Source organism: Acinetobacter kyonggiensis (assembly GCF_900107285.1).
In the GTDB taxonomy this organism is placed as follows: Bacteria; Pseudomonadota; Gammaproteobacteria; order Pseudomonadales; family Moraxellaceae; genus Acinetobacter; species Acinetobacter kyonggiensis.
Window position 1 is genome coordinate 241,185 of sequence record NZ_FNPK01000001.1, and the last position, 25,186, is coordinate 266,370.

The 25,186-nt window shown below is 40.7% G+C and carries 19 protein-coding genes; 10 read left to right on the top strand and 9 right to left on the bottom strand.

Annotated features, from left to right (window positions below; all coding sequences use genetic code 11):
• Window positions 1–93: 93 nt before the first annotated feature.
• Complete coding sequence (tusA, locus tag BLV99_RS01170) at window positions 94–351, bottom strand: sulfurtransferase TusA (RefSeq protein WP_092686904.1); 258 nt, start codon at window positions 349–351, stop codon at window positions 94–96.
• 201 nt (window positions 352–552) lie between these two features.
• Here tusA and BLV99_RS01175 point away from each other — a divergent pair, with 201 nt between their 5' ends.
• Window positions 553–1,392, top strand: coding sequence for an HlyC/CorC family transporter (locus BLV99_RS01175; protein WP_092686907.1), 840 nt, complete (start codon window positions 553–555; stop codon window positions 1,390–1,392).
• Entirely contained in the window at window positions 1,389–2,948 is a 1,560-nt protein-coding gene (lnt, locus tag BLV99_RS01180) for an apolipoprotein N-acyltransferase (protein ID WP_092686910.1), read from the top strand. Before BLV99_RS01175 ends, lnt begins: the two co-directional genes overlap by 4 nt.
• Before the next feature lie 208 nt (window positions 2,949–3,156).
• On the opposite strand, the gene BLV99_RS01185 is transcribed toward lnt, so the two are convergent.
• The 3 genes from BLV99_RS01185 to gspF all read right to left on the bottom strand — a co-directional run bounded on the left by BLV99_RS01185 (window position 3,157) and on the right by gspF (window position 5,457).
• Window positions 3,157–3,492, bottom strand: coding sequence for a hypothetical protein (locus BLV99_RS01185; protein ID WP_086183901.1), 336 nt, complete (start codon window positions 3,490–3,492; stop codon window positions 3,157–3,159).
• 282 nt (window positions 3,493–3,774) lie between these two features.
• Window positions 3,775–4,212: a type II secretion system major pseudopilin GspG gene (gene gspG / locus BLV99_RS01190; protein ID WP_004649983.1), complete on the bottom strand. Its 438-nt coding sequence runs from the start codon at window positions 4,210–4,212 to the stop codon at window positions 3,775–3,777.
• Between the two features lie 39 nt (window positions 4,213–4,251).
• Window positions 4,252–5,457, bottom strand: coding sequence for a type II secretion system inner membrane protein GspF (gspF, locus tag BLV99_RS01195; RefSeq protein ID WP_092686913.1), 1,206 nt, complete (start codon window positions 5,455–5,457; stop codon window positions 4,252–4,254).
• A gap of 152 nt (window positions 5,458–5,609) precedes the next feature.
• On the opposite strand from gspF, the gene BLV99_RS01200 reads away from it, so the two are divergent.
• The 7 genes from BLV99_RS01200 to BLV99_RS01230 all read left to right on the top strand — a co-directional run bounded on the left by BLV99_RS01200 (window position 5,610) and on the right by BLV99_RS01230 (window position 13,294).
• On the top strand, window positions 5,610–7,832 hold the full coding sequence (locus BLV99_RS01200) for a primosomal protein N' (protein ID WP_092686916.1): 2,223 nt from the start codon (window positions 5,610–5,612) through the stop codon (window positions 7,830–7,832).
• A 59-nt stretch (window positions 7,833–7,891) separates the two neighbouring features.
• Window positions 7,892–9,739 (top strand): monovalent cation:proton antiporter-2 (CPA2) family protein, encoded by a 1,848-nt coding sequence (locus BLV99_RS01205; RefSeq protein WP_092686919.1) that lies wholly within the window; start codon window positions 7,892–7,894, stop codon window positions 9,737–9,739.
• A 50-nt stretch (window positions 9,740–9,789) separates the two neighbouring features.
• Window positions 9,790–10,665, top strand: coding sequence for an Hsp33 family molecular chaperone HslO (gene hslO, locus BLV99_RS01210; protein ID WP_086183905.1), 876 nt, complete (start codon window positions 9,790–9,792; stop codon window positions 10,663–10,665).
• A gap of 335 nt (window positions 10,666–11,000) precedes the next feature.
• Complete coding sequence (locus BLV99_RS01215) at window positions 11,001–11,468, top strand: DUF2147 domain-containing protein (RefSeq protein WP_092686922.1); 468 nt, start codon at window positions 11,001–11,003, stop codon at window positions 11,466–11,468.
• A gap of 145 nt (window positions 11,469–11,613) precedes the next feature.
• Window positions 11,614–12,582, top strand: a complete 969-nt coding sequence (locus tag BLV99_RS01220) for a DnaJ C-terminal domain-containing protein (RefSeq protein WP_086183907.1) — start codon at window positions 11,614–11,616, stop codon at window positions 12,580–12,582.
• Window positions 12,583–12,592: 10 nt separating this feature from the next.
• Window positions 12,593–12,931, top strand: a complete 339-nt coding sequence (locus BLV99_RS01225; protein WP_086183908.1) for a chaperone modulator CbpM — start codon at window positions 12,593–12,595, stop codon at window positions 12,929–12,931.
• A 96-nt stretch (window positions 12,932–13,027) separates the two neighbouring features.
• Window positions 13,028–13,294, top strand: a complete 267-nt coding sequence (locus tag BLV99_RS01230; protein WP_004649991.1) for an HP1242/YdcH family protein — start codon at window positions 13,028–13,030, stop codon at window positions 13,292–13,294.
• Window positions 13,295–13,390: 96 nt separating this feature from the next.
• Here BLV99_RS01230 and BLV99_RS01235 read toward each other — a convergent pair whose 3' ends face one another.
• The 3 genes from BLV99_RS01235 to rpsO all read right to left on the bottom strand — a co-directional run bounded on the left by BLV99_RS01235 (window position 13,391) and on the right by rpsO (window position 17,430).
• Window positions 13,391–14,626 (bottom strand): magnesium transporter CorA family protein, encoded by a 1,236-nt coding sequence (locus BLV99_RS01235; protein ID WP_086183910.1) that lies wholly within the window; start codon window positions 14,624–14,626, stop codon window positions 13,391–13,393.
• A gap of 193 nt (window positions 14,627–14,819) precedes the next feature.
• Window positions 14,820–16,907, bottom strand: a complete 2,088-nt coding sequence (pnp, locus tag BLV99_RS01240) for a polyribonucleotide nucleotidyltransferase (RefSeq protein ID WP_171259138.1) — start codon at window positions 16,905–16,907, stop codon at window positions 14,820–14,822.
• A gap of 253 nt (window positions 16,908–17,160) precedes the next feature.
• On the bottom strand, window positions 17,161–17,430 hold the full coding sequence (gene rpsO, locus BLV99_RS01245; protein ID WP_086183912.1) for a 30S ribosomal protein S15: 270 nt from the start codon (window positions 17,428–17,430) through the stop codon (window positions 17,161–17,163).
• A gap of 243 nt (window positions 17,431–17,673) precedes the next feature.
• On the opposite strand from rpsO, the gene BLV99_RS01250 reads away from it, so the two are divergent.
• The gene (locus tag BLV99_RS01250; RefSeq protein WP_092686928.1) at window positions 17,674–18,972 is read left to right on the top strand and encodes a serine hydrolase domain-containing protein; all 1,299 of its coding nucleotides are present in this window, start codon (window positions 17,674–17,676) and stop codon (window positions 18,970–18,972) included.
• Between the two features lie 679 nt (window positions 18,973–19,651).
• On the opposite strand, the gene recD is transcribed toward BLV99_RS01250, so the two are convergent.
• On the bottom strand, window positions 19,652–21,415 hold the full coding sequence (gene recD / locus BLV99_RS01255) for an exodeoxyribonuclease V subunit alpha (protein ID WP_092686931.1): 1,764 nt from the start codon (window positions 21,413–21,415) through the stop codon (window positions 19,652–19,654).
• Window positions 21,416–21,478: 63 nt separating this feature from the next.
• Window positions 21,479–25,180 (bottom strand): UvrD-helicase domain-containing protein, encoded by a 3,702-nt coding sequence (locus BLV99_RS01260; protein ID WP_092686934.1) that lies wholly within the window; start codon window positions 25,178–25,180, stop codon window positions 21,479–21,481.
• Window positions 25,181–25,186 lie beyond the last annotated feature (6 nt).

Consider the following 25,186-nt stretch of genomic DNA (forward strand, 5'->3'; position numbering starts at 1 on the left):
CTTCTCATACCCGAATATGTAATATTCAATAAAAAATCCCCTTTCGAGGGGATTTTTTATGTCATCTTAAAATAAAGCACACAATATTCTGAATTAGCCTTTCTTGACCAAATAATGAAACTCTTTATTGCCCGCTTCATCTAGCACTTCTTCTTGTAATAATAATTCATGGCCTAAATGCATACAAAATTTTGGAATATCCCATGAGGTTGAATTATCGGTCGCAAACACCTCAACCACATCACCCGATTTGGATTTACGAATCGCTTGATGCAACATCATTACAGGTTCAGGACAACGCAGTCCTCGTGTATTTAGCTGAAGAGTTGGCGTAACAAGCGGTTCAGACATCGGTAAACTCGGTATTAAAAAATCCTCGCTATTTTAACATAAACTTAAATGCCATTATTTGCTTAAAAATACAGTTTAAAATAAGCAGGCAGAATGACTGATATATTCATGCAATACAGCAATTTTAGAGATAGACATCTATATTTTCTCGGGTATGATAAAATTCGTTTTTTTAGATATTAAGAGTCTTTAGGAAAGATCATGCACGAGGAATCAGGCCCGTCGTGGGGCATGCGTGGCTTACGCAAATGGCTAAGCACTGCACCCGAAACTCGCGACGAACTGCTAAAATTAGTACAAGATTCACGTCGTTTTTTAGAACCCGATACTGTTGCAATGCTTGAAGGCGTACTTGACCTTCCTGCAACAAAAATTCGTGAGGTCATGACCCCGCGAACTGCAATGATCAGCTTACAAGAAGATGATCAGTTACTGGACATCTTACATACCCTTGTAGAGTCGGCACATTCTCGTTTTCCAGTATTTTCATCCGACCAACCCGACAATGTGGTGGGTATTTTATTGGCAAAGGACTTATTGCCTTATTTGACTGAACCGAGCAATAAAGTCGATATTCGTGCCTTGATGCGTCAACCCATATTTGTGCCTGAAAGTGCGCGATCTGACCAAGTTCTGCGTATGTTAAAAAATACCCAGACCCATATTGCTGTAGTGATTGATGAATATGGCACAACGTCTGGATTGGTTACCTTAGAAGACATTTTAGAAGAAATTGTCGGTGAAATTGAAGATGAACATGATATGGTCGATGAAGAAGCACAATTCATCATTCCTGACAATGATCCTCAAACGGCAAATACGTGGTTAGTTCAAGCACTTACACCAATTGAACACTTTAACAATGTTTTAGATGCTGATTTTTCCGATGATGAAGTAGAAACTGTTGGCGGTTTATTGCTTCAAGAAATGGGTTTAGTCAGCGATTTACAAGGTCAAATCATTGAGCTTGAGAATTGGCAATTTACCATTATAGAAGCAGATGCCCGCACTATTCATCTGATTCGAGCTGTCCGTAAATGAGAACTTACTTTAATAAGCTGTTCAATTCATCCCAACAACAAAAACAGCTCCCGTTTATTTACCCCTTTTTCATTTCATTATTTTCAGGTGCCATGTTCAGCTTTGCGCTGGCACCTTATTATTACTGGTGGCTGGCACTGCTGTCACCCGCTTTACTCTATGCTTCGCTGCGTAAACGCTCTGCTCGACAAGCCTTTGGTATGGGTTGGGCTTATGGCTTTGGTTTATGGTTTGTCGGTGCATTTTGGCTGTATACCTCTATCCATGTTTATGGCGACACCAGTGCTTTTTTAAGTGTTCTGATGATTGCCTTCATGGCCTTGCTGATGGGCTTATTTACTGCTTTACAGACATGGCTATACCGTCGCTTCTTTCCTGAAACTCCCCTTACCTTTGCACCGCTTTGGGTATTTTTTGAATGGGCAAAAACTTGGGTATTTACTGGTTTCCCATGGTTATTTGCCGGTTATGCCTTCACTGAACGCTTCCTAGATGGCTATGCACCGTTATTCGGGATCTTTGGTGTTTCGTTTGTGGTGATTATTTTAGCCTGCGCCTTGGTTGAAATCCTGAATAAATGGCTATTTTGGCTCATTCCTTCAGCGCTCTTACTTTTGGGTGCTTGGGGCGCTTCCTACCTCAGCTTTGTTCAACCTAAAAATACCAAACCACTTTCTGTCTCTTTAATTCAAGGCAATATTCCTCAAGATCTAAAATGGCTGACCGAATATCAAGTGAAAACCTTGATGATCTATGCCAATTTAAGTCGAACTGAATGGGGACGTGATCTCATTGTTTGGCCTGAATCCTCAATTCCGCTGTTCCAAACCGATATTGAACCCTTCCTTGATGCAATGAAAGTTCAAGCAGAAAAATCAGGCACAGCGTGGGTCACGGGTATTCCTTATTGGGATCTAAAGGAATCTCAAATTGAGCAGCATCCAATGTATTACAACAGCATCATGGCTTTAGGTGATGAATCTACAGGTTTGTATAAAAAACAGCGTTTAGTCCCCTTTGGTGAATATATTCCACTCTCAGGTTGGCTCAGTTGGGTGTTACCTGCATTGCAAAATGACCCATCGATGAGCGGTTTTTCGCGTGGTGCACGTGAGCAAAAGCCATTGGAGGTAAAAAACCATCCTTTAGGTGCTGCGATTTGTTATGAGGTGGCGTATCCAAGCCTGACGCGTCGTAATGCCCGTCAAAGTGATTTCTTGGTGACTGTATCCAATGATGCATGGTTTACTGGTACAGCAGGGCCTTGGCAGCATTTACAAATGGTGCAAATGCGCGCCAAAGAAAATGGCCGTTGGTTTATTCGCGCCACCAATACTGGTGTGACTGCATTTATCGATCATAACGGGCATATTGTAAAGCAAGCGCCTACGGATCAAACAGCGGTTCTTCGCGGTGAACTGCCAGCCATGCAAGGCGAAACCTTATATATGCGCCTCAGTGATTGGCCGATTCTAGCTTTTTCATTGTTGTTGTTAATTTTAGGTTGGATTTATCGTCCACGTGAAGTAGATGTCTCATTTAAATCACGGCGTTAAAATTCCTTTCTATCTCCATTATTAAAGGAAGAAAAGTCCCTCTTGGGAAAAGGCGGGATTTAGGGGGATTAAATATTTCCACAATCCAATAGCGGCTTAGGAAGTAAACATATACCAATCCCTCCCAACCTCCCTTTTTAAAAGGGAGGGGCTTTTACAATGAAATAAAAAACCGAGGTCAATGCCTCGGTTTTTTATACACATCATTTTATAATTGAGTCACTAAATAAGACATCATGGTTGCTAAAAAAAACATTGGAATATAACAATAAATTTTGACCACACGGTGTTCTAAAGCTGAAATCTGTTCTTGTTTTAAGCTTAATACAGTCGCTTTCAATGCAGACCAAAAGCACAGTACCAGTAAGGTACTAAATACACTGATGGCAAAAAAGCCCACCATAATTTGGCTACTTCCCTCTGTCGCATGCCATAAAGTTAAAATACCTTGACTCATGGGAAGTAAACTCAAAATCAAAAGAACAGATTTGAGCATTGACCAATGAAATTGACCAATTTCATCCGCTATCATTAATGCTTTCATTCTATCCTCCATAGACAAAATCGTTGCCATTTCAAACATTATGCAAGTTTTTTTATAAATAAAAAGGCTATTTTTCTTCACACTTCATCATTATTGTAACTATTAAATATGGGAATAATTCTTATTATAACTACCAAATAGCAATATTATATTATTTATATAAAATTCAATATTTTAACATATACTCATTAATTAGGATTTATTATCACTTCACTTTGTATTGAACCATCAGATCAAGTGAAGTGATTTATTTCATAAATGCAATAAAATAATGATTCTCAGTTAAGGCTGATAATAAATATCAGTATCTGTACCTTCACCGCCTTCTTTACCATCTGCGCCAAAAGAATACAAATCAAAGGCACGACCTTCGGCACCTGGAATCACATATTGAATATCATTATCCCAGCTGTCTTTTGGATAGCCGCCTTTCACATAACCACCTTGCATCCAATTTTTTGCAGAAGCAGGTTGATTAACTAAAGCATCTAAACCACCATCTTGCATCGAAGGATACTTACCATTATCAAGCTTATATTGATCTAAAGCACCTGCAACGCCTTTTAAAGTAATGGCAGAGGTATCCACTTTGGCTTTCTCACCACGCCCCATGACATTCGGTACGATCAGTGCAGCCAACACCCCTAAAATCACAATCACCACCATTACTTCAATGAGGGTAAAGCCTGATTGCTTCGCTTGATATTTTTTAGCTTGCATATAACTCTCTCGCAAAAATCTTTATCTTTATAAAATGGGTTAAATCATATTATTCATATTTACAATCGGCAACATCACCGCGATTACAATCACTAAAACAATACTCGCCATCACCACCAACATTAAGGGTTCAAGCAGTGCCAGTAAAGTTGAAATTAAGGTGGTGACTTCACGATCTTGCATGCTTGAAGCTCGCTCGAGCATACGATCCAGTTCGCCCGAGGCTTCACCACTTTTGATCATTTGTACCATCATCGGGGGGAAATAACCACTACGCTCCAGTTGCGTTGCAAGGTTGCCGCCTTCTGTCACTTTCTCTGCCGCTAAATTGACAGAATCACGAATCACCCAGTTATTACTGACCGCTGCGCCAATTTTAAGCGCGTCTACCAACGGTACACCAGACTTGGTCAAAATCGATAAGGTACTGGCAAAACGTGCAGCATTTATACCACGCGATAATTTACCAAATAATGGCAATTTGAGTGTTAAACGATCAAAAGCATAATGCCCAGCCGAAGTTCTTAAAAACCGAACTAATGTAATAAAACCAACCACACCTGCGACAAGCAAAAAGGGCCATGCCACCCGAATAAAATCGCTGGCTTTCATTAAAGCAACTGTAATCCAAGGCAGTGCATCTTTACTTTGATCAAAAGTTTTGACAATGTCTGGCACCACGTAGGTCATCAGCCCCATCACAATCGCAAAAGACATTAGCATCAGAATAATCGGATAAATCATCGCACCCTGCACTTTCTTTTGCATGGCAAAACGGTTTTCGGTGTAATCTGATAATTGATCTAGAATTAAATCAAGATGCCCTGAACGCTCACCCGCAGCAATAGTGGCAATATATAAATCGGGTAACCGCCCTGCTTGCTGCAAAGCATTGGCAAGTGAATGCCCTTCCATAACTTTTGAGCGTACCGACATCAACAAGTTTTGCACATGTACTTTTTCACTTTGTTTACCCACGGCACGCAGTGCTTCTTCTAAAGGAATCGCAGCGGCAACCAAAACTGAAAGTTGACGGGTAAATAAGGCCAAATCATAAGCGGTGACTTTTTTCTGCAACCATCGTTCTGAGCGATGCTTATCTTTTTGCTCAACAGGGTCAACCGTCACAGGAATGAGGGATTTGTCTCTGAGCTGTTGACGAATTTGACGCGCGGAATCGCCTTCTAACACGCCTTTTTGCTGCTTCCCTGAAGCATCAATGGCAGTAAATTGATATGCAGGCATTGTAATGCTCTAATTTTCCAAAATTTGCTTCAGCGCTGTTGCGTCTGACCACCAAAATCATTCATATTCTGAGACATAAATGATTTGCTCACTCTAACATAACTCGATCTTGAGCACGACGAAATTTGATTAGGACGATTTGACCCTTATTTATGCCAAATACAACATCGACTCCATCCAATATTTATCGCATTCGTGTTGCTGTATCTGTACATGTCTATGACTGCTTTGATTACAGCCTAAGTGCCCAACAGTACCAACAGGCCCAAATTGGCGCACGTGTTGCTGTGTCGTTTGGACGGCAAAATCTGGTCGGGATTATTGTGGAAAAATTAACACCAGACACCCCGATTGACCCCCGTTTTAAACTCAAAGCCATTACCGAACTGCTCGATGAGCACGCTATTTTAGATCAGAAAAGTTTAAGTTTATTGACATGGTCAGCGCAATATTATCAATTTCCAATTGGTGAAGTCTTCCAAAGTGCCTTACCGACTTTTTTACGCCAAGGTAAACCGTATAATTTATTGGCACGTATGTGGAATGTTTTAGACTTGCATGCCGAAGCAAAAGTGACCCGTTCGGAAAAACAACAAGAAGCTTATAAAATACTCAAATTGCATCCAACAGGAACCACAGAAAATATTTTAAATTTGGCTGGTATTGAAACAGCCACACTAAAAGCTTTAGAAAAAAAAGCCATTGTGGAATGTGTTTTAGAAAAGCAAGATTTCAGCCCACAGCCTGTCACACTGGCACAAATGCCCTTAACGGCCAATGAAGAGCAAAAAAAAGCCATTCAACACGTGCTCAAGGCACAGAAAAAATATCAAGCCTTTTTACTCGATGGCTTAACGGGTAGTGGCAAAACTGAAGTGTATTTGCAGATCATGCAAGATGTTTTGAAACAAGGCAAACAAGTGTTGGTGTTGGTGCCTGAAATTGGTTTAACGCCACAAACCATTAGCCGCTTTCAATCACGTTTTCATAGCAATATTGTGTTACTCCATTCAGGGCTGAATGACACCAAACGCTTACAAGCATGGCAAGCCGCGCAAACAGGCAAAGCCTCTATTATTTTGGGCACCCGTTCTGCCATTTATACACCGCTGCCCAATTTAGGTTTAATCATTTTAGATGAAGAACATGATCTGTCCTTTAAACAACAAGAAGGTTTTCGCTATCACGCCCGTGATGTCGCAATGTATCGTGCGCATTTAGAAAGTTGTCCGATTATTTTAGGTTCAGCCACCCCAAGCATCGACAGTTACGCCTTGGTGGATGCAGGCAAAATGACCCGTTTAGAACTGAGTCAGCGTGCAGGTGTGGCACTCATGCCGAAAATTCATCTGATTGATCTGAAAGTTGCCCAAAAGCAAAATGGCATTAGCCAAAGCCTGCTTGATGAAATACAAAAACGCCTCGATAAAAAAGAACAAGTCTTGGTGTTTTTAAACCGACGCGGTTATGCGCCCGTGTTGATTTGTGAAAGTTGTGCATGGCAGGCAAAGTGCCCACATTGTGATGCCAATTTCACTGTACATCGTCAACCGTATCAGCATTTACATTGTCACCATTGCGGCACGATTCATCGCATGCCAAATCATTGTCCACAGTGTCAGCATACCGAACTCAAATCGATTGGTTTGGGAACGGCCAAGGTTGAAGAACATTTACAACAGTTATTTCCCAAATTTGACGTGATACGAGTTGACCGCGACTCCACCAGTCGCGTGGGGAGCTGGCAAAAAATTTATGACAAAATTCAAAAAAGTGAACCGATTATTTTGCTTGGCACACAAATGTTGGCAAAAGGACACCACTTTCCTTACGTAACTTTAGTGGCCATTTTAGATATTGATTCAGGCTTATTTAGTGTCGATTTTCGCGCCACAGAACGCACAGCGCAACTGATTGTTCAAGTGGCAGGGCGTGCAGGTCGCGGGGAACGCAAAGGTGAGGTCTATTTACAAACGCTCAGACCTGACCACCCTTTACTCACGACATTAATCCAAGAAAATTATTATCATTTTGCCAAACAAACCTTAAAAGAACGTCGTGCAGCTTTACTCCCCCCGTTTCGGTATGCGGCACTGATTCGTTGTGAGTCGAAAAATCAGGAACAAAACCAAGCCTTCTTAGAACAACATGCCCAAGCCTTAAGACAGGTTTCAGAAAACCTGATTGATATTTGGGGACCCATTCCAGCGCCAATGGAACGCAAAGCGGGACGTTATCAAGCACATATGGTACTGCTATCCCAAGATCGGGCGAGATTACATTTTTATATTCGGGCTTGGTGGCAAAATATGTTGCATCAAAAGCCCTCAACCATGAAACTTACCTTAGATATAGACCCTCAGGAATTAAGCTAAGTTAAAGTTCTCCTTTGGCTTAAATTTTTTGGCACTAAAATAAATTCTAGGACAGGCTGATGTCGCTACTGTTACAAATTACGATTTTCCTTGGTGCGTCCTTACTCTTGGTGCCTTTAGCCAAACGCTTCGGAATTGCCACCGTACTCGGTTATTTGTTTACAGGTATGTTGCTGGGTCCCAGTGTATTCAATATTACCAGTGACCCTGAATCCATCCAAGAATTGGCTGAATTTGGCGTGATTCTGTTAATGTTCATTATTGGTCTAGAACTGCGACCACAACGGCTGTGGGAAATGCGTAAATCCATCTTTTTGATGGGCAGCTTACAAGTCGGCATGACTGGCATTATTCTCGCCATCGTTGTCTTTTTTGCCTTACAACAAAACATTGCTGCAAGTTTTGTCATTGGTACTGCACTCGCGCTGTCATCGACGGCTTTTGTTTTGCAACTACTGGCCGAAAAACAACAACTCAACACCACCTTTGGGCAACAGTCTTTTTCTGTACTCCTATTTCAGGATATTGCTGCCATTCCCCTGCTGGCGATTATTCCCCTCTTAGCAGGCAATGAATCGACCCATCACGGTATTGCCTATTTCGCCGCAATTATTGCCACCTTTAGCGGTTTATTTTTATTTAGCCGTTATATGATGCGGCCCTTTTTTCGCTTTGTCGCTAAAAGCGGTGCACATGAATTGATTACAGCTGTGGGGCTATTTATTGTCTTGGGCGTTGTAGTGCTAATGGATGTACTCGGCATTAGTACTACTTTGGGTGCATTCTTAACAGGCGTGTTACTGGCAGACTCAGAATTTCGACATGAATTGGAAGCCAGTATCGCGCCCTTTAAAGGACTTTTACTCGGTCTCTTCTTTATGACCGTGGGGATGACCACACAATTGTCACTCTTGGTCGATATGCCGTGGTTGATTATTGGTGGGGCATTTACTTTAATATTGGTGAAAAGCATAACGCTCACTGCCATTGCCCGTTATTTAAAATATTCATGGCGCAACAGTTTGCTGCTTGCGACCTGCTTATCTCAGGGGGGTGAGTTTGCCTTTGTGGTACTGAAAGTCGCAAGTAGTGAAAAAGTCATTAGCCAAGCCATTTTGGAACCGATAACCCTTATCGTGACACTGTCAATGGTGCTCACGCCCATGCTGTATTGGCTGATCAGCACATGGATTATTCCTGTACTTGATAAAGAAAAAGAAAAAGCCCCTGTCTATGACGAAATTCCAAATATTCACAACCCGATGATTATTGCTGGATTTGGACGTTTTGGACAAATCATTGCGCGTATTGCCCACCTACAACATCAATCCTTTACCGCGATTGACAGCAATTTAGAAAAAGTTGATTTCGTGCGTCAGTATGGTGGTACGTTATACTATGGAGATGCCACACAACCCGATATTTTACGCTCTGCGGGTATTCAACATGCTAAAGTTTTTGTGTTAGCCATTGATGATATTGAAGACTCCATGAACGTGGCACGGCATATTCGTTTAAATTATCCGAATCTGAAACTGTTGGTACGTGCCCGTGATCGTCATCATGTCCATTTACTGCGTGATTTAGGTGTCGAACAGATTTGGCGTGAAACCTACTTATCATCGCTTGGTATGGCCTATCGTGCCTTGCGTGAATTGGATATTAGTGAAGAAGATGCGTATAAAAGTATTGAATTGTTCCGTGACTACGATGAAAAGTTATTAATTCAGCAACAACGTATTTATACCGATGAACAAAAGGTCTATGAAACCCATCGTAATGCTTTAGCAGAGCTAGAACACTTATTTGAAAGTGATGCTCAAATTCGTCAAGAACCTACTGGCGTCAATTTACAACGCGACTTAGCGCATCCGCGTATTGATGTCACACGAGATGATAGTAACTAGCTTGTGTTTTACAATGTAGACACCATTAACACGGGCTATTGGAGAAATTTATGTCTGAATTACGTCAACGCTTTTATATTGAAAATTGCCCAATTCGCGGTGAAGTGGTCCATTTGGAAAAAGTATTACAAACAATTCTTGCCCAACGTGATTATCCTCAAGCCATTCAAGTCCTGTTGGGCGAAATGCTGAGTGCCACCGCATTACTTGCCAGTACCCTTAAAATTAAAGGTCGTATTAGCCTTCAAATTCAAGCAGCTGGCACATTCAAATGGGCGATGGCGGAATGTAATCATTTAGGTGAGTTACGTGCATCAGCAGATTATGAAGAAGATTCTCGCTTCTTACAGGCAGAAAACAGCAGCACCGTTTTCAAAGCACTGGTCAATCCTGTCCTTTTTATTAACATTGAACCTGAATTTGGTGAACGCTATCAAGGCATCATTGCACTTGAATACGACACCTTAGCGGGTTGTTTGATGCAGTATTACGATTTATCTGTACAAATTCCAACCAAAATTATGTTAGCCAGTACCGCAGAATGTTCAGGTGGTTTACTCATTCAACTGTTACCGCGAAATAGTGAAGAAGAGCAGCAACGTGTCGATGAAGACCTATGGCCTCGCCTGACCATGTTGACTGAAACCTTAAAACCTGAAGAACTGACCAAGCTCGATGCCACAGAAATTCTCTATCGTTTGTATAATGAAGAAGATGTCCGTTTACCTGACGTTGAGGAATTAAAATTTGGGTGTACTTGTTCTAAAGACCGTTGTGCCAATGCCCTAATTCAAATTGGCGTTGAAGCGGTACGTGAAACCCTCGAATTTCAAAATCCAATTACCATGGACTGCCAATTCTGTAGCACCCGCTATAGCTTTACTGCGGAAGAAGCTTTTGGCTTATTTGGCAAACATCTCAGCTAATGTAAGCTCAGTCGGTTAAAAAAGAGTGGCGATACAGCTACTCTTTTTTTATACAAAAATTAAACTCAATCTTGTTTTAAGTTCAGCGGGCTTAAACCATCAACATGAACTGAAATAATCCGCAGATAAAAAGATCAGCCTCCTGAACAACTCAATCAAAAGTCATTTTTGGGCTTTTTTTAAGATTCAAGCTTTCAAAAGCCAACTAATCAAACATAATCAATTGTTTTTGTGAAATATATTGCTTTTTCTTATTTGATTTCCACAAGGTTTATCGCTATAAATTAGGCGCTTTACTCTAAAACTATAAAATATTTCATTTTAAGGGGACATTAATGAAGAATTTATATCAAGGTATTCTTGCAAGCGTTATATTCGCAACACTTTCTTCCTTTAGTTTTGCTGCTAACATAAATGATCCTTTAGTCGGCAAATGGAAAACAGTGGATGACCGTACGGGTTATTCTCGTGCAGATGTCGAAATTAGTAAAAAACCAGATGGCACTTATGAAGGTGTCATTGTGGCAACGCGCAGTGTGCCTGGCACAGAAAAAATGCTGACTTGTACCAATTGTCCCGGTAATTTAAAAGACAAACCATTTTTAGGTTTACCTTTTATTTGGGGCTTTAAACAAAACCCAGATAATCCGCGTGAATTTAATCATGGTCGAGTGCTTGACCCGATTGGAGGCAAAATCTATAAAGGTAAGGCACGTCTCAGCGCAAGTGGCAAACATTTAAATCTACGGGGGTATGTCGGTGTTTCAGTCATTGGGCGTAGTGTAACGTGGATTAAATATTGATTTTATTTATGATTTTAAAAGACTCCTTTTCAGGAGTCTTTTTTTTGTCATAATTTGAAACAATAAGGTACAGATCTACACTATTTCAATTTTATGAAATAGCATAATAATGATTAAAACATAACCAGTTTTAGCTTCCTATTTTATGACTAAAAATTATTATGAAATTCTGGGTATTACGCGTAATGCCACCCCAGACCAAATCAAGAAAGCTTATCGAAAATTAGCTCGAAAATACCATCCCGATATAAGCAAAGAAGCGAATGCCGAGGAGAACATGCAAGCCATTAATGTGGCTTATGACACTTTAAGTCATGAACAGAAAAAAACTGAATACGATTTTCAGTTAGATCATCCAGAAGCCTTTTATCAATCTGATCAACATACAGGCACGGATGGTTTTGACCATACACAATTTTATCGTCAAGGCTCTGACCAACAGCAGCATTCAAATTTTAGTGGTTTTGAAGATCTTTTTGGACGTTTCGGTTCAGGCTTTGGTGGAGGAAATCATCACTATCAAAATCAACACAGGCAGCAACAACGTAGCTATAAAGGTGAAGACCAACATGCCAATATAGAGGTCGATGTTGACATTGCTTTCCATGGCTCAACCCAAAATATTACCTTACAAATTCCAACGTTGAATGCTTATGGAGAAGCAGAAGTTCAACGTAAAACATTAAAAGTCAAAATCCCTAAAGGCATGAAGGAAGGTCAACAAATTCGTCTGGCAGGACAAGGTCAAAGCGGGATCAATGGCGGTAAAAATGGCGACCTTTATATTGAAATTCACTATAAAGACACCGAGCAAATTCGAGTCGAAGGTGCTGATATTTATTACACCATTAATGTTGCACCGTGGGAGGCAGCATTAGGTCAAAGCATTGAAATCATGACCCCTGAAGGAAGTAAAGTTCAAGTAAATTTACCTAAAAATGCAAAAACAGGTCAACAGTTACGGTTAAAAGACAAAGGAATACCAAGTAAAACACCCGGTCATCTATTTTTGGTTTTAAATATTGTGTATCCAACTGCGCAAACTGAACATGAACAGCAGGCTTATCAAGCTTTCGCGGAAGCCTTTTCAACATTTAAGCCTCGTAATGCTTAAGGAGAGAATCATGACCACTATTCATTATCGTGAAATTATTTGTGATGGATTCAATCATGCCGAAGTCATCGATGAGCATCATAGTTTTGATTTAAAGCATTTTGCTGATGCCTGTGGACAGAGTCCTGAATGGGTTTTACAACTTTTAGAATACGATATTTTAGATACACGTCCAGAAGAACGAATTCATCAGTTTTTTGGTGATGATATTTCTCGTGCACGTCGAGCTTACCGTTTACAACGTGACTTTGATGCCAGCTTTTCTGCAGTCGCCATGATGCTTGACTTAATTGATGAAGTACAACAATTGCGTCAGCAAGTTAAACACATGAATGTCAAAGACTCTTAACCTGATGCTTTAAAACCGAATCGTATTGCCCTATATCGCCCCATATGAGGTTGATATTTCTATCATAAATGAACTCTGAGAGAATAATCTAGGCTTATGAAAACGAAAGAATGCAATAAAAAGATTAAACGAATGTTTCCTGAACATCAGGATTTGATCCATAAACTCCGTCATGATGACCCTCATTTTGCAAAAATATTTGAGAGTCATCAAGAATTGGATAAAGAAATCATCCAGCTTGAACTCAATCCAGTTAATTTAATTAATGATGATATTGAGTCAATGAAGCGTAAAAAACTAAAAATGAAAGATGAAATCTATAAAATACTGACGAAAAATGCTCAAGCAGGTGATTTTTCTTAAGCTCTAAGCCTAGGTCAGTCCATTTAATTTTCAGTTTAAGTCAACGTTGTATTGTTGTGCTTAAAAATAAGATTCCTTTTGATCAAAAGCGAACTGCTATTTAAGCTTGGTCAACTTTTCGACTTCCTTTATCGTTTCTTTAACGGATTGCTTAATCGGTTCATAATCTAAAAACCACAATAAATTAATATGCTGATCTTTATGCTGTTGGGCCAACATATCAATCACGCTCTTTTCACCACGCCCAACTAAATGTCTACGATAGAAATAATAGACTAACAATAGCGTGGTGATAAACATGACCAGCAACATACTCAAAAAACCAATTGGAGACTTTAATCCAGGAATAAATTCAAAGTTCATCCCATAGATCCCCGTTAATAAAGTAAGCGGGGCAAATACTGCGGTAATAATGGCAAGAATCCGCATATTTTCATTGGTTTGATTGGCAATTGCTGAAAAGTGTAAGTCCATTGCTGCTTGAACAGCCGCGCGAAGACGAACCGTATGTTTTTGAATTCGCTCAATATGACTCACCAAATCATCCATACGAATCAACATCACATCCTGTCGTTCAGGCTTTTTCTTACCTTTTAAATGTGGGTAGTTATCTACAATTTCATCGCGCAATTCTTGTAAAGTATCAATTTGCTCTTCACAAAGGTTTTCGACTTGTTGAAACGCCATATTCTCTTGTAACAGCTGATTCCATTTGCTAAACCGACGGTGACCTTGCAATAATTCTTGCTGCCAAAATTCAACCCGACGGGTCAATGGCACACGTAAATCTAAATAACCATCGACCATACTATTCAATAAGCGCAGCGCTAAATCTAACGGTGTAACCGCAAGTTTTCGCGGTTTATTCTGCTCTAAAAGTGGACGAGCAAGTATTGTTTCCATTCTTGAAATATAATTTTCAATTGCCCTATTACCCTGCTCACGTACCGTAATCAAAACTTGCGGGGTAATCATGAAACTAATGGGGGTTGTGGCTAAACCAAAGAATTTTTCATGCTGCTCAAGTGCTTGCTCACCAGCTTTAATCTCATCATCTGGCGTGATGAGTTTACGAAAAATAAGTAAGTCATAATCATCCATGGTATCAAATACACAAGGATGTTCTAAATTCAGAATATCTTTAACATGGAATTCATTGAGTGCAATATCGGTATGCGCATAAATTTCTTTTTGCCATGCATCTGCACGATTCACCACATCATCTCGTGTGCAATCGACCCATAAAAACTCAAGCTCGGCTTCGTTATTTGGCTCTTTTTGTACAAAAATATGATGTTCTGTTGGATGCTGATAAAAATAATAAACTTGCATTAAAACAATTCTCTATTGTGCTTTTTTGTTGTTTACTCGATAGACATTCAGCTAAAACTTACAATCTATCCGTTGTAAAATTATGTGCTGAGCAGAAAACTTAAGCAATCAGATAAAGCTTTGTTTCTTCATACTGACTTCATTTCAATTTAAAAAAGCCCGCATGAGGCGGGCTTTTTTAAACAAGGAACAATTATACTTGTTCGATGTCTTTCATTGTTAACTTGATACGACCACGGTTATCAACGTCAGCAACTTGCACTCTCACTTCTTGACCTTCTTTCAATACGTCTGCAACATTGGCAATACGTTCGTTAGAAATTTGCGAAATGTGAAGTAAACCGTCAGTACCTGGCATGATATTCACAAACGCACCAAATTCAACGATACGAATCACTTTACCTACGTAAATTGTACCTGGTTCAATTTCAGCAGTTAATGCTTGGATTTTTGCAACCGCAGCAGCAGCAGCAGCTTTCGTTTCACCAAATACGCGAACTGTACCGTTATCTTCAATATCAATCGCTGCTTTAGTTTCTTCAGTAATGGCACGAATCGTTGCGCCGCCTTTACCGATTACATCACGGATCTTATCAGGATTGATGTTGATCACTTGGAATGTTGGCGCATGCATTGAAATTTCAGGGCGAGCACGTGAAATCACTTGGTTCATTTCATTGAGGATGTGCATACGACCCGCATACGCTTGGTTCAATGCAGCTTCCATGATTTCTTCAGTGATACCTTCAATCTTGATATCCATTTGAAGCGCAGTAATACCGTTTGCAGAACCCGCTACTTTAAAGTCCATGTCACCTAAGTGATCTTCGTCACCTAAGATGTCAGAAAGAACTGCGAAACGCTCGCCTTCTTTCACTAGACCCATTGCAATACCGGCAACTGGTGCTTTCAATGGAACACCTGCATCCATAAGGGATAATGAAGCACCACATACAGAAGCCATTGAAGATGAACCGTTCGATTCAGTAATATCCGATACGATACGAATTACGTACGGGAAGCGATCAGCAGGTGGAAGTACCGCTTGAACACCACGACGCGCCAAACGACCGTGACCAATTTCACGACGTTTAGGACCAGATTCACGACCCGTTTCACCTACAGAGTATGCAGGGAAGTTGTAATGCAACATGAAGTTGTCAGTTTTTGTACCTGACAATGTATCCACCATCAATGCATCACGTGTGTTACCTAAAGTTGTTGTAACCAACGCTTGAGTTTCACCACGTGTGAACAATGCTGAACCGTGTGCACGACCCAATACACCGACTTGAACGTCAATACCACGAACAGTTTTGGTGTCACGACCATCAATACGTGGTTTACCAGACAAGATATTGTCACGAACCGTACGGTATTTTAAGTCTTCAAAGAGTTCGTTCACTTCTTCCGCAATACCCGCTTCGTCATTTTCTGGAACGAATTGAGCAACCGCTTCTGCATAAAGTGCATCAAGTGCTGCATAACGGTCTTGTTTCACTGCAATGGTATACGCTTCAGAAATTTTTGCTTCGAATGCATCTTTCAATTGACCAAGAAGCGCTTCGTTTTTACTTGGCGCAACCCAAGTTGATTCAACCGCACCCGCAGCAGCAGCAAATTCTTTAATCGCTTGAATGGCGATTTGCATTTCGTCATGACCGAAAAGTACAGCGCCAAGCATTTGGTCTTCTGAAAGCTCTTTCGCTTCAGATTCAACCATCAATACCGCAGCTTCAGTACCTGCAACCACAAGATCAAGATCAGATTCTTTTAATTGTTCTTGGTTCGGGTTAAGAATGTATTCACCGTTGATTAAACCAACACGTGCACCAGCGATTGGACCACGGAATGGAACACCCGCAATTGACATTGCAGCTGAAGCACCCAACATTGCAGCAATGTCAGCATCCATGGTTTTATCAGAAGAAATAACCGTTGCTGTGACTTGGATTTCGTTATAGAAACCTTCTGGGAATAATGGACGAATTGGACGGTCAATTAAACGTGAAATTAAAGTTTCAGCTTCAGACTGACGGCCTTCACGTTTGCCATAACCACCAGGGATACGACCAGCAGCATATTGTTTTTCTTGGTAGTTAACAGTTAGCGGGAAGAAGTCTTGACCTGCTTTTGCTTTTGGTTGAGCAACAATCGCAACCAGTACAGTTACGCCGCCCATAGTAATTACAACAGTATTTGCTTGACGTGCAACACGACCTGTTTCTAAAACAACGGTGTGTTGACCATATTGGAATTCTTTACGAATAATATTAAACATCGACATGTATTTTTGTTTCCTGATTTTATTCTAGTGGAGACCCCTAAGGTTTGGCATTCACATTACCGTATGTAACTATAAATGACAAAGCTTAGAAGCCGACCTCACCAGATTTAAAAAAACACCAATTTAAGACACAAAGAAGGAGCGAAACATTCGCCCCTTCCCAATACCTAGCCGAAGCTAGGTAGACTTTCTTTTTCAGTCTGACAGCATTCAAAATGCAATCGTCCGAAAAATAAGTTTAATCGAATTAACGACGTAAACCTAAAGCAGCGATCAATGCGCTGTAACGAGTAGCATCTTTACCTTTAAGGTAATCAAGAAGCTTACGACGTTGGTTAACCATACGGATCAAACCGCGACGGCTATGATGGTCGTGTTTGTGATCTTTAAAGTGACCTTGCAAATCATTGATTTGAGCAGTCAATAAAGCCACTTGAACTTCAGGTGAACCAGTGTCGTTTTCAGCGCGAGCAAATTTAGCAACGATCTCTGCGCGATCTGCGTTTGTTAAAGCCATTCGATTTCTCCGAGATGCTTAAAAAAATTACGTATGATAAAAATCAATTGATTACTCAATTGACTGCCGTGCATCACTACAGCAAGTCGCCTATTTTAAGTGATCTATCGCTATATTGCAAAAATGATTTAAGTTCGTCGGCAATTCGGCAACTGACAGCATTAAATAAAATAGGCAAACTAACATTGGTCTGTTATCAATCTATAACAAAGAGCAAAGAAAATAAAAATATTGCGAGGGAATGTGAAAATTTTATCAACAAATACCTGTTATGTGCCAAAAGACCTGAATCAAGTGATTCGATCTAAAGATGAGGTTGCAGCTGAATTGGGTGGAATGACTGAAAAACAAATTCAAAAAATTTGGAACAGTGTCGAGGCTCTTTATCAAACAGGAAATTATCCTTTAGCCACTTTATGTTTACGTCGTCAGGGGAAAATACTTTTAAATCGCAGCATTGGTTATGCGCAAGGTAACTCGCCAGATGGCTTAGCGCCTGATGCCAAGATTGCTACACCCGATACACCGATCTGTTTATTTTCAGCATCTAAAATGATTACTGCAATGTTGATCCATATGCTGGATGAACGGGGTGATCTGAATTTACTCGATCCGATTAGCTACTATATTCCTGAATATGGTGTAAATGGTAAACGTCGTGCCACCATTTTCCATTTACTCTCTCATCGCGGTGGTATTCCTCGCATTGACAGCGAAGTCACCCCTGAGCTGCTTTTTGACCAAGAACGAGTTTTAAAACTTCTGTATGCAGCCAAACCTGTTTCGCCATCGGGTAATCACCTTGCGTATCATGCCGTCACCGCAGGTTATATTTTGGGTGAAATTGTTCAGCGCGTAACGGGACAAAGTGTTCGACAATTTTTGCATGAACAGATTGAAAAACCGATGGGCTTAGATTATTTCAACTATGGTTTAAAAGCTGAATATCGTGCAGATGTGGCTTTAAATTATGCGACAGGCATGCATCCAAGTTTAGGTACAGACCATTATCTCAATCATGTCTTGGGTGGTGGCTTACAGCTTGCCGTAGATGTCACCAATGATCCCCGTTTTATGGACACCATTTGCCCTGCTGGAAATATTTATACCAGTGCTGAGCAAGTGGGGCGTTTCTTTGAAATGCTGTTGAGTGGTGGTGAATACCAAGGCAAACAAATTATGAGTGCCCAAACAGTATTTCGCTCGACCTTACCAACGTCAGGTATCAGCTTAGATCGAACATTATTAGCCCCCATGCGTTATGCCTTAGGTCCAATGCTCGGCAGTAATCCTATCGGTTTATTTGGACCAATGACGGGACAAGCTTTTGGACATATCGGTTTTTCAAATATTTTATGTTGGGCAGATCCAGAACGTGATATTAGTGTATCGCTATTAACCACAGGCAAATCTGTGGTGGGTACACATTTACCTATGCTCGCAAAAATGCTCTATCAAATTTCAACCAACTGTCCAAAAATCTCGAAAAACCAACGGCGTTCATTATTTGCAACAGATCGTTATGAAGCAGACTTAGTTTAAATACTTAAACTTGGCATATAAAAAAAAGCCCAAGCTAGGCTTGGGCTTTTTTTTGCGCTGTAGTTTCTTATGTTTTAGTTCTTGTTGTTTTATTTATAGTCATCGTATTCGCTATTCCGCGTTTTTTATAATAAACAATCCATGTGTTAACTTATTACGTCCTTATGTGACATATTTTGCCATAAAGCCTTATGTAAAGAAGTCGACTTTTTCGTATCTCCGTGTAAGCATTTACGTACATTGGTTAATCTTTTTTTCATCATGTAAACCTAGCAATCTGTTACTGTGATTTAAACATCAGGGTTAAGCTCGACATCAATATCGACTGACTATAAAAACAGTGCTCTCCCAAGCTACCGATAAGTTCTAAAGTGCTTGAATTGCGTGTCTCAGATTAAGCAAGTCTTTGGATGACAGCTATTTTTTAGATATAAAAAAGCCTTGTAGTCTCTCCCAAAACTACAAGGCTTAGCGGCTGTAAGTTTCCTCTTTATCTTACTTCACTGTAAGTTCGCTGTCTGAAGACATTATTATTATGTTATGGCGATTATACCCAACTATCCGTGTTGAGCTTTTTATGTGAAGCCATCATCTCAAAAACGCTCCTAAAGCTCCATGCGCTAATCGCTCGAATTACTGTAAGCAATTTCGTACAAAAGTAAGTATTATTTATTTTTAATTAACAGTTTAGTAAATTATTAATTTTATCTAATAGACCACTCTTTCTTGAGGTCCGAACAGTCAAAGATTGTAGTAAAGCATCGGGGTCTACAGATAAGCTGACCACCTTTTTCGCGCGTGTAATGGCGGTATAAAGTAGTTCTTTACTCAATAAATTTTTCGCAGCCTCATCAAGCACCACAGCAACATGTGTAAATTCGGAACCTTGTGATTTATGAATCGTCAGTACAAATGCAGTTTCAATACTTTTCGGTAAGCGAGTCGCAGGCACCCATTTTTCTAAACTGGGAAAATACACTTCGAATTGTGACTGACCATCTCGACTACGCTTAAAGCAAATCCCAATATCACCATTCGACAAACCGAGTTGGTAATCATTATAAGTCATCATCACTGGTCGTCCGACATACCAATCCCCTTGCTTAGTCATCTGTCGTGCTAAGGCTTCAAGTAGGCGTTGTTCTATTTGGATATTGAGCTGTGCCAAACCTAAAGCACCATGTCGCATCGCGGTCAAAATGCGATAATTATCAAAAACTTTGACCACTTCTGCGATGTAAAGTTCTGGCTCATCGGCGGTTAAATAGCTTTTTAACAGCTCAATATAATGCTGATAACCCAGTATCAATTTGTCGTAATACGGCAGCCAATCCACTGGCTTCGCGCTATTTTTTGGCAAATATTCCAGTTGAATCTGATCTTCCATTTCAGCAGTGAGCGCGATAGCTTTTATTTCACTTGGATGAACCACTTGCTCGGCAAATTTTTCGAGCAATGCAGCAGTGTTTTGGCTCGGCTGTTGCGCCTGAATAAATTGAGCCATTTGCCCAATCAACGCGCCTTGCTTAAAACGACGACTGTTGCGCAAATTCACCCTATTTTCTGCCAATGCTGGAACTTGTTGTAAATCGGCAAGCACTGAGCCGACATCGACTGCGGCCAATTGATCTGCGTCGCCCAATAAAATTAAGCGGGCATGCTCAGGTACAGCAGACAACAGCATTGTTGCCAAACTCAAATCCAACATCGACGCTTCATCAATCACAATCACATCGTAAGGCAACGGTTGTTGGGCATGAAAACGCGGCTGAGCATTGCTGCCTAAACCCAATAAACGATGAATGGTAATCGGATTGAGTTGTTTTAACTCATCCGTCACCAAACCCTGAAGTTTTTCATCATTTAAAGAGTTTTGCAGCGCTTCTTTCATCCGCTGTGCAGCTTTCCCTGTGGGTGCCGCCATCGCAATACGAATATTGGGCATCGCTTGATTCAGCACGGCAATAATCCGTGCCAAAGTATAAGTTTTCCCCGTCCCCGGCCCACCGGTAATAATATTTAATCCATGCTGGGCGACCATGGTTAAAGCTTGAATTTGATGTTCATCAGTCAATAAATGAGGATAAGCCGAGATATCAACAGCTGCTATTTTTTGCTGTTTTAAGCGTGCCACCTGCTGTGCCAAAGACTGTTCCAAAGCCCAGTAACGATACAGATACAAGCGCTGACCATCAAAAACAAACGGTGCAATCTGTTGCCCAATATGGGCAGCTGAAACCACCAGATCATTTAAAGTCTCGGCTTGTTCCGAACTTGCAGAAATACAACTGTCGCCCTGTTGAATTGCCTCAAAAACTTGCTCAATAATGTCACTGCTATTTTCGTTCTGTGGTGCATGACTCAAGGGCTTCTGGCGAATAAACCGACTCCAAGTGCTGATCCACTCAGTGCTTTGATTCACTTTGTATTGTTTATTTTCCACACAGTTATCCTCAAAGTTACCCACAGCTTAATTTATTGTTTAAACACTGTTAATTTCGATCAACTAAATAATTTTGCTGCTTTTATCTTCAGCAAAATAGCCCAAAATAGCATCAAGCCGCAGCACAAATTCGGTATCTGGTTTCCAGTGATAGTAGCCTTGCTCTGCTTGTCCATTCATGCCGCGCAAATACAAATAACTCGCGCCGCCCAAATGCTTTTCAATCTCATAATCTTGCATTTGTAGTGTTAAATAACGATGTAAAGCCACCAGATATAAGCCTGCCTGCAACCAATAACTGGCTTGCGACATACTTTGCTGAATTGCCGTTGCAGAATAATGGATTTGATCTGTACCTAAAAAATTACTTTTATAATCGGCAATGTGATATTGCTGACCATCAAAATAAACCAAATCAATCGATCCTGTTAAATAGCGCGCAGAATTTGCTGGATTAAAATCAAGCATTTCAATGCCATATTCTGCATAGAGCTGATGAATTCGTTGAATCGCTAACACATGATCTGACAATGAGAGATAAAAAGGAAATTCGGCTAAATGTTCATGTTCGGTCAGCTGATTGAGTTGAAAGGTTTGATGTAAGGGCGTCGCTAAAACCTGCTGCAACCAATCTACAATCAACTCAATTAAATGATCATCGGTTCCTTTAATAAATTCTTTTTCATATTTTTTAAATAATTCATCCAATAAATTTTCATACTTATTTTTAAAACGGCGGCGAATCTCCAAAGCCCAATCTTGCGGATCTTTAAAATCAATATGTTCAAAAATTTCATGCAGGAAGGTTCCTGCAACCGTTCCCATGGGAAACTGACGTTTAATCCATGACAGCGGTTGGCTTGAAGTCGTTGCAATGGCATCAATGCGATGAATTTCATCTGCCGCACTGAGCATTTTTTCAGTCTGAACAGCAAAAATGTCCATAACTTGTTTACGCGTTAAATGTTGTGCCAAGGCACTAAAACTGGTTTTGGAGCGTGGATAAAAACGCTGCGTTGGAAATTTCAATGCCTGTAAAGGTCGTAAGGGTTGTGCTTGTTTAATCTGTAACTGAATAGGCTTATCCGTCAGCAAGGCTTCATCGGCACTACTAGCATGAACAAAGGCTTGTCCACGCCAAAACGCCAAGCCATTGACTGATTTACCTTCTTGATCTTGCAATAGTGCATAGACACGGTGGCTTGCTCGGGTCAGTGCCACATACCAAAGTCGATGCTGCTCTGCGACAGCACGTGCATTGTGCTGATCAATCGCATTTTGATCCAATAAATTTTTATCATTCACCGCCACCACACGTTGCAGTTCCACTTTCCCCGTCACGGGATGAACATACTCTACGGTGGAAAAATTCAGCGTCTTATTCATTTCCCTGAAATCTTTATCGGCCCCAAGTAGAAAAACAATTTTAAATTCCAATCCCTTAGACTGATGGATGGTCATTAACTGAATGCCTGCCTCATTGGACAGTTTACGTTCCAGTTCCCACTCACGTTCTGCTGGCGATTGCAGTTGTTTTAAATACCAATGATAGAGCTTTTGCGCACCTTGATATTGTTCGCTATGCTGACTAAGCAATTCGGTCAAATGGCGTAAATTCACCACAGTACGTTCATTATCTCGGCTTTGTGTTGCCACCACATTTTTCCAAACGTGGAATAAATTCAAAGCATATTGCCAAGCCGTTAAAAAGCCTTTTTCTAGCCACATTTCACGGATGCAGTCAAAGTCATAAATAAACTGACTTAAGCCATCGGCTTGCGCTTCAAGCTGCATTAATTGTTGTAAATTAAAACCCAACAATCGACTTAATAAAGCCCGTTTAATTTTAGCCTCATCGTAAGGATGCATAATTGCACTAAGCAAAGCGCCGACATCTTTGGCGACTTGATGATCAAATACACTGCGTTTTGAAGGGCGGTTGACCCGAATACCTAGACGTTCCAATTCATATTGGGCTTTATCTAAACCATCGTGGTTTTTCGATAAAATGGCGATGTCATTTTCAATTAAATATCGCGGGTTGCTCTGTTCTGCCAGATAAAGTGTTTCTTCAATTCCCTGATTCAATAAGTCACAGATTTTCCATGCCACCTGAATCGGTTCATCTTTTTTATCATTTAATAACAGCCAACGTAGTGGTTGATGATTTTCACCGTGCGCATCAATAAGCGGTGGATGTGGACGAACACCGGCTGCAACGGGACTGTAAATCACCTCTTCACCAAAATCCATTTGCCGTTGAAACAGTGCATCGACCGCTTCCACCAAGACTTTCACGGAACGATGGTTATGCCTGAGGCTGTATTCTTGACCTTGTTTACTCAATACATCGGCACGGGCTTTGTTATAGGTCAGCATGTCGCCACCGCGAAAGCCATAAATCGCTTGTTTGGGATCACCGACCATAATCATGCAACTTTGGCTATAGCGCTTGGCATCGCGCCAGATTCGCGCCAATATATCGTCTTGATCTTGGTTGGTATCTTGAAATTCATCCACCAAAATCAGTGGATAATGTGCCTGTACAAACTTGGCGAAACGCAAACCTTGTTCGCCTTGCAACGCTTCCGACAAGGTACGAATTTGCTGCGCAAACGTGGTTTCACTTTTCTGTTGCAGCACTTGCGGTAAGCGTTTTTTCACTTCGCGGCTTAAATAAAATTTTAAATACGCATCCAATACATCCAAATCTACACTGAGCTTGGACAACGCTTCACAAAAGCGGCGTAAGCTTTGTATCAGCACATGCTGATCAAACTGATTGAGCACATCTTCAGCACATTTATTTAAGACTTTTTTAGTCGCAAGATCGGTCAGATTTTTCAGTGTTTTTTCGAAATGCGGCGCAAATAAAGCATAGCTGCCTTGCTCAGCCAAAGCCTGAATAAAAGCAGGTAAATCCTCACACAGCGTTCGTTGCATTAAGCCATCAGTCCGCCATTTTTTACCAATCACCGCATGATGTTGCCCTTCTGGCTGATAATATTCACTCAAAGTTGCAATCAGAGTTAAATCCAACTGCACAAAATCATTAACCAATTGTTCAAACTGCATTAAATCCAATGTTGGAGGTGTGACTTCCTGAAACTGTGCCGAAGCAAAGTTCAGCGTATTTTCCACCACAGGGATATAGGCATCTTGTGATTTTAGTTTTTGATTAAGTAGCAAATAATCGACAACATTTTGCGGTTGCAGTTGAATCCATTCACGTAGGACATCGTGAATTAATTGCTGGGTATAACGCTTAGCATCATCGGTAATATCGGCACGTTCAATTTTGCCACTTTCAAAGGAAAACTCACGCAATAACTTTTGACTAAAACTGTCCAGTGTGCCGACAAATAGCTCATCTAACTGATCAAGCACTAATTTTAAACGCTCACGCGCATAATCCACGCGCGTAGCATAGTCCTGCAAAACCTTTTGCAATAAAGGATCCGTTTCAGCTGTAATTTTGGCTTGAATTTCAGCTTCAGTGAGTGATTGACAGCCTTCAAAATAACGTAAGGTTTCAAGCAAACGCAGCCGAATACGGTTTTTGAGCTCTGCGGCAGCTTTACGGGTAAACGTAGTCGCAATCACCTGATTCGGCAGATAAGCGCCCAGAAAAATCCGTACCATCAAACTGGATAAAGTAAAGGTTTTTCCTGTCCCTGCCGAAGCTTCAATCCAGTGCAAACCTTTAAATTGCATATCGACAATGGGGTTGAAGGATATTTGGGTTAATGTTTGAGGATGATTCATGCTGTT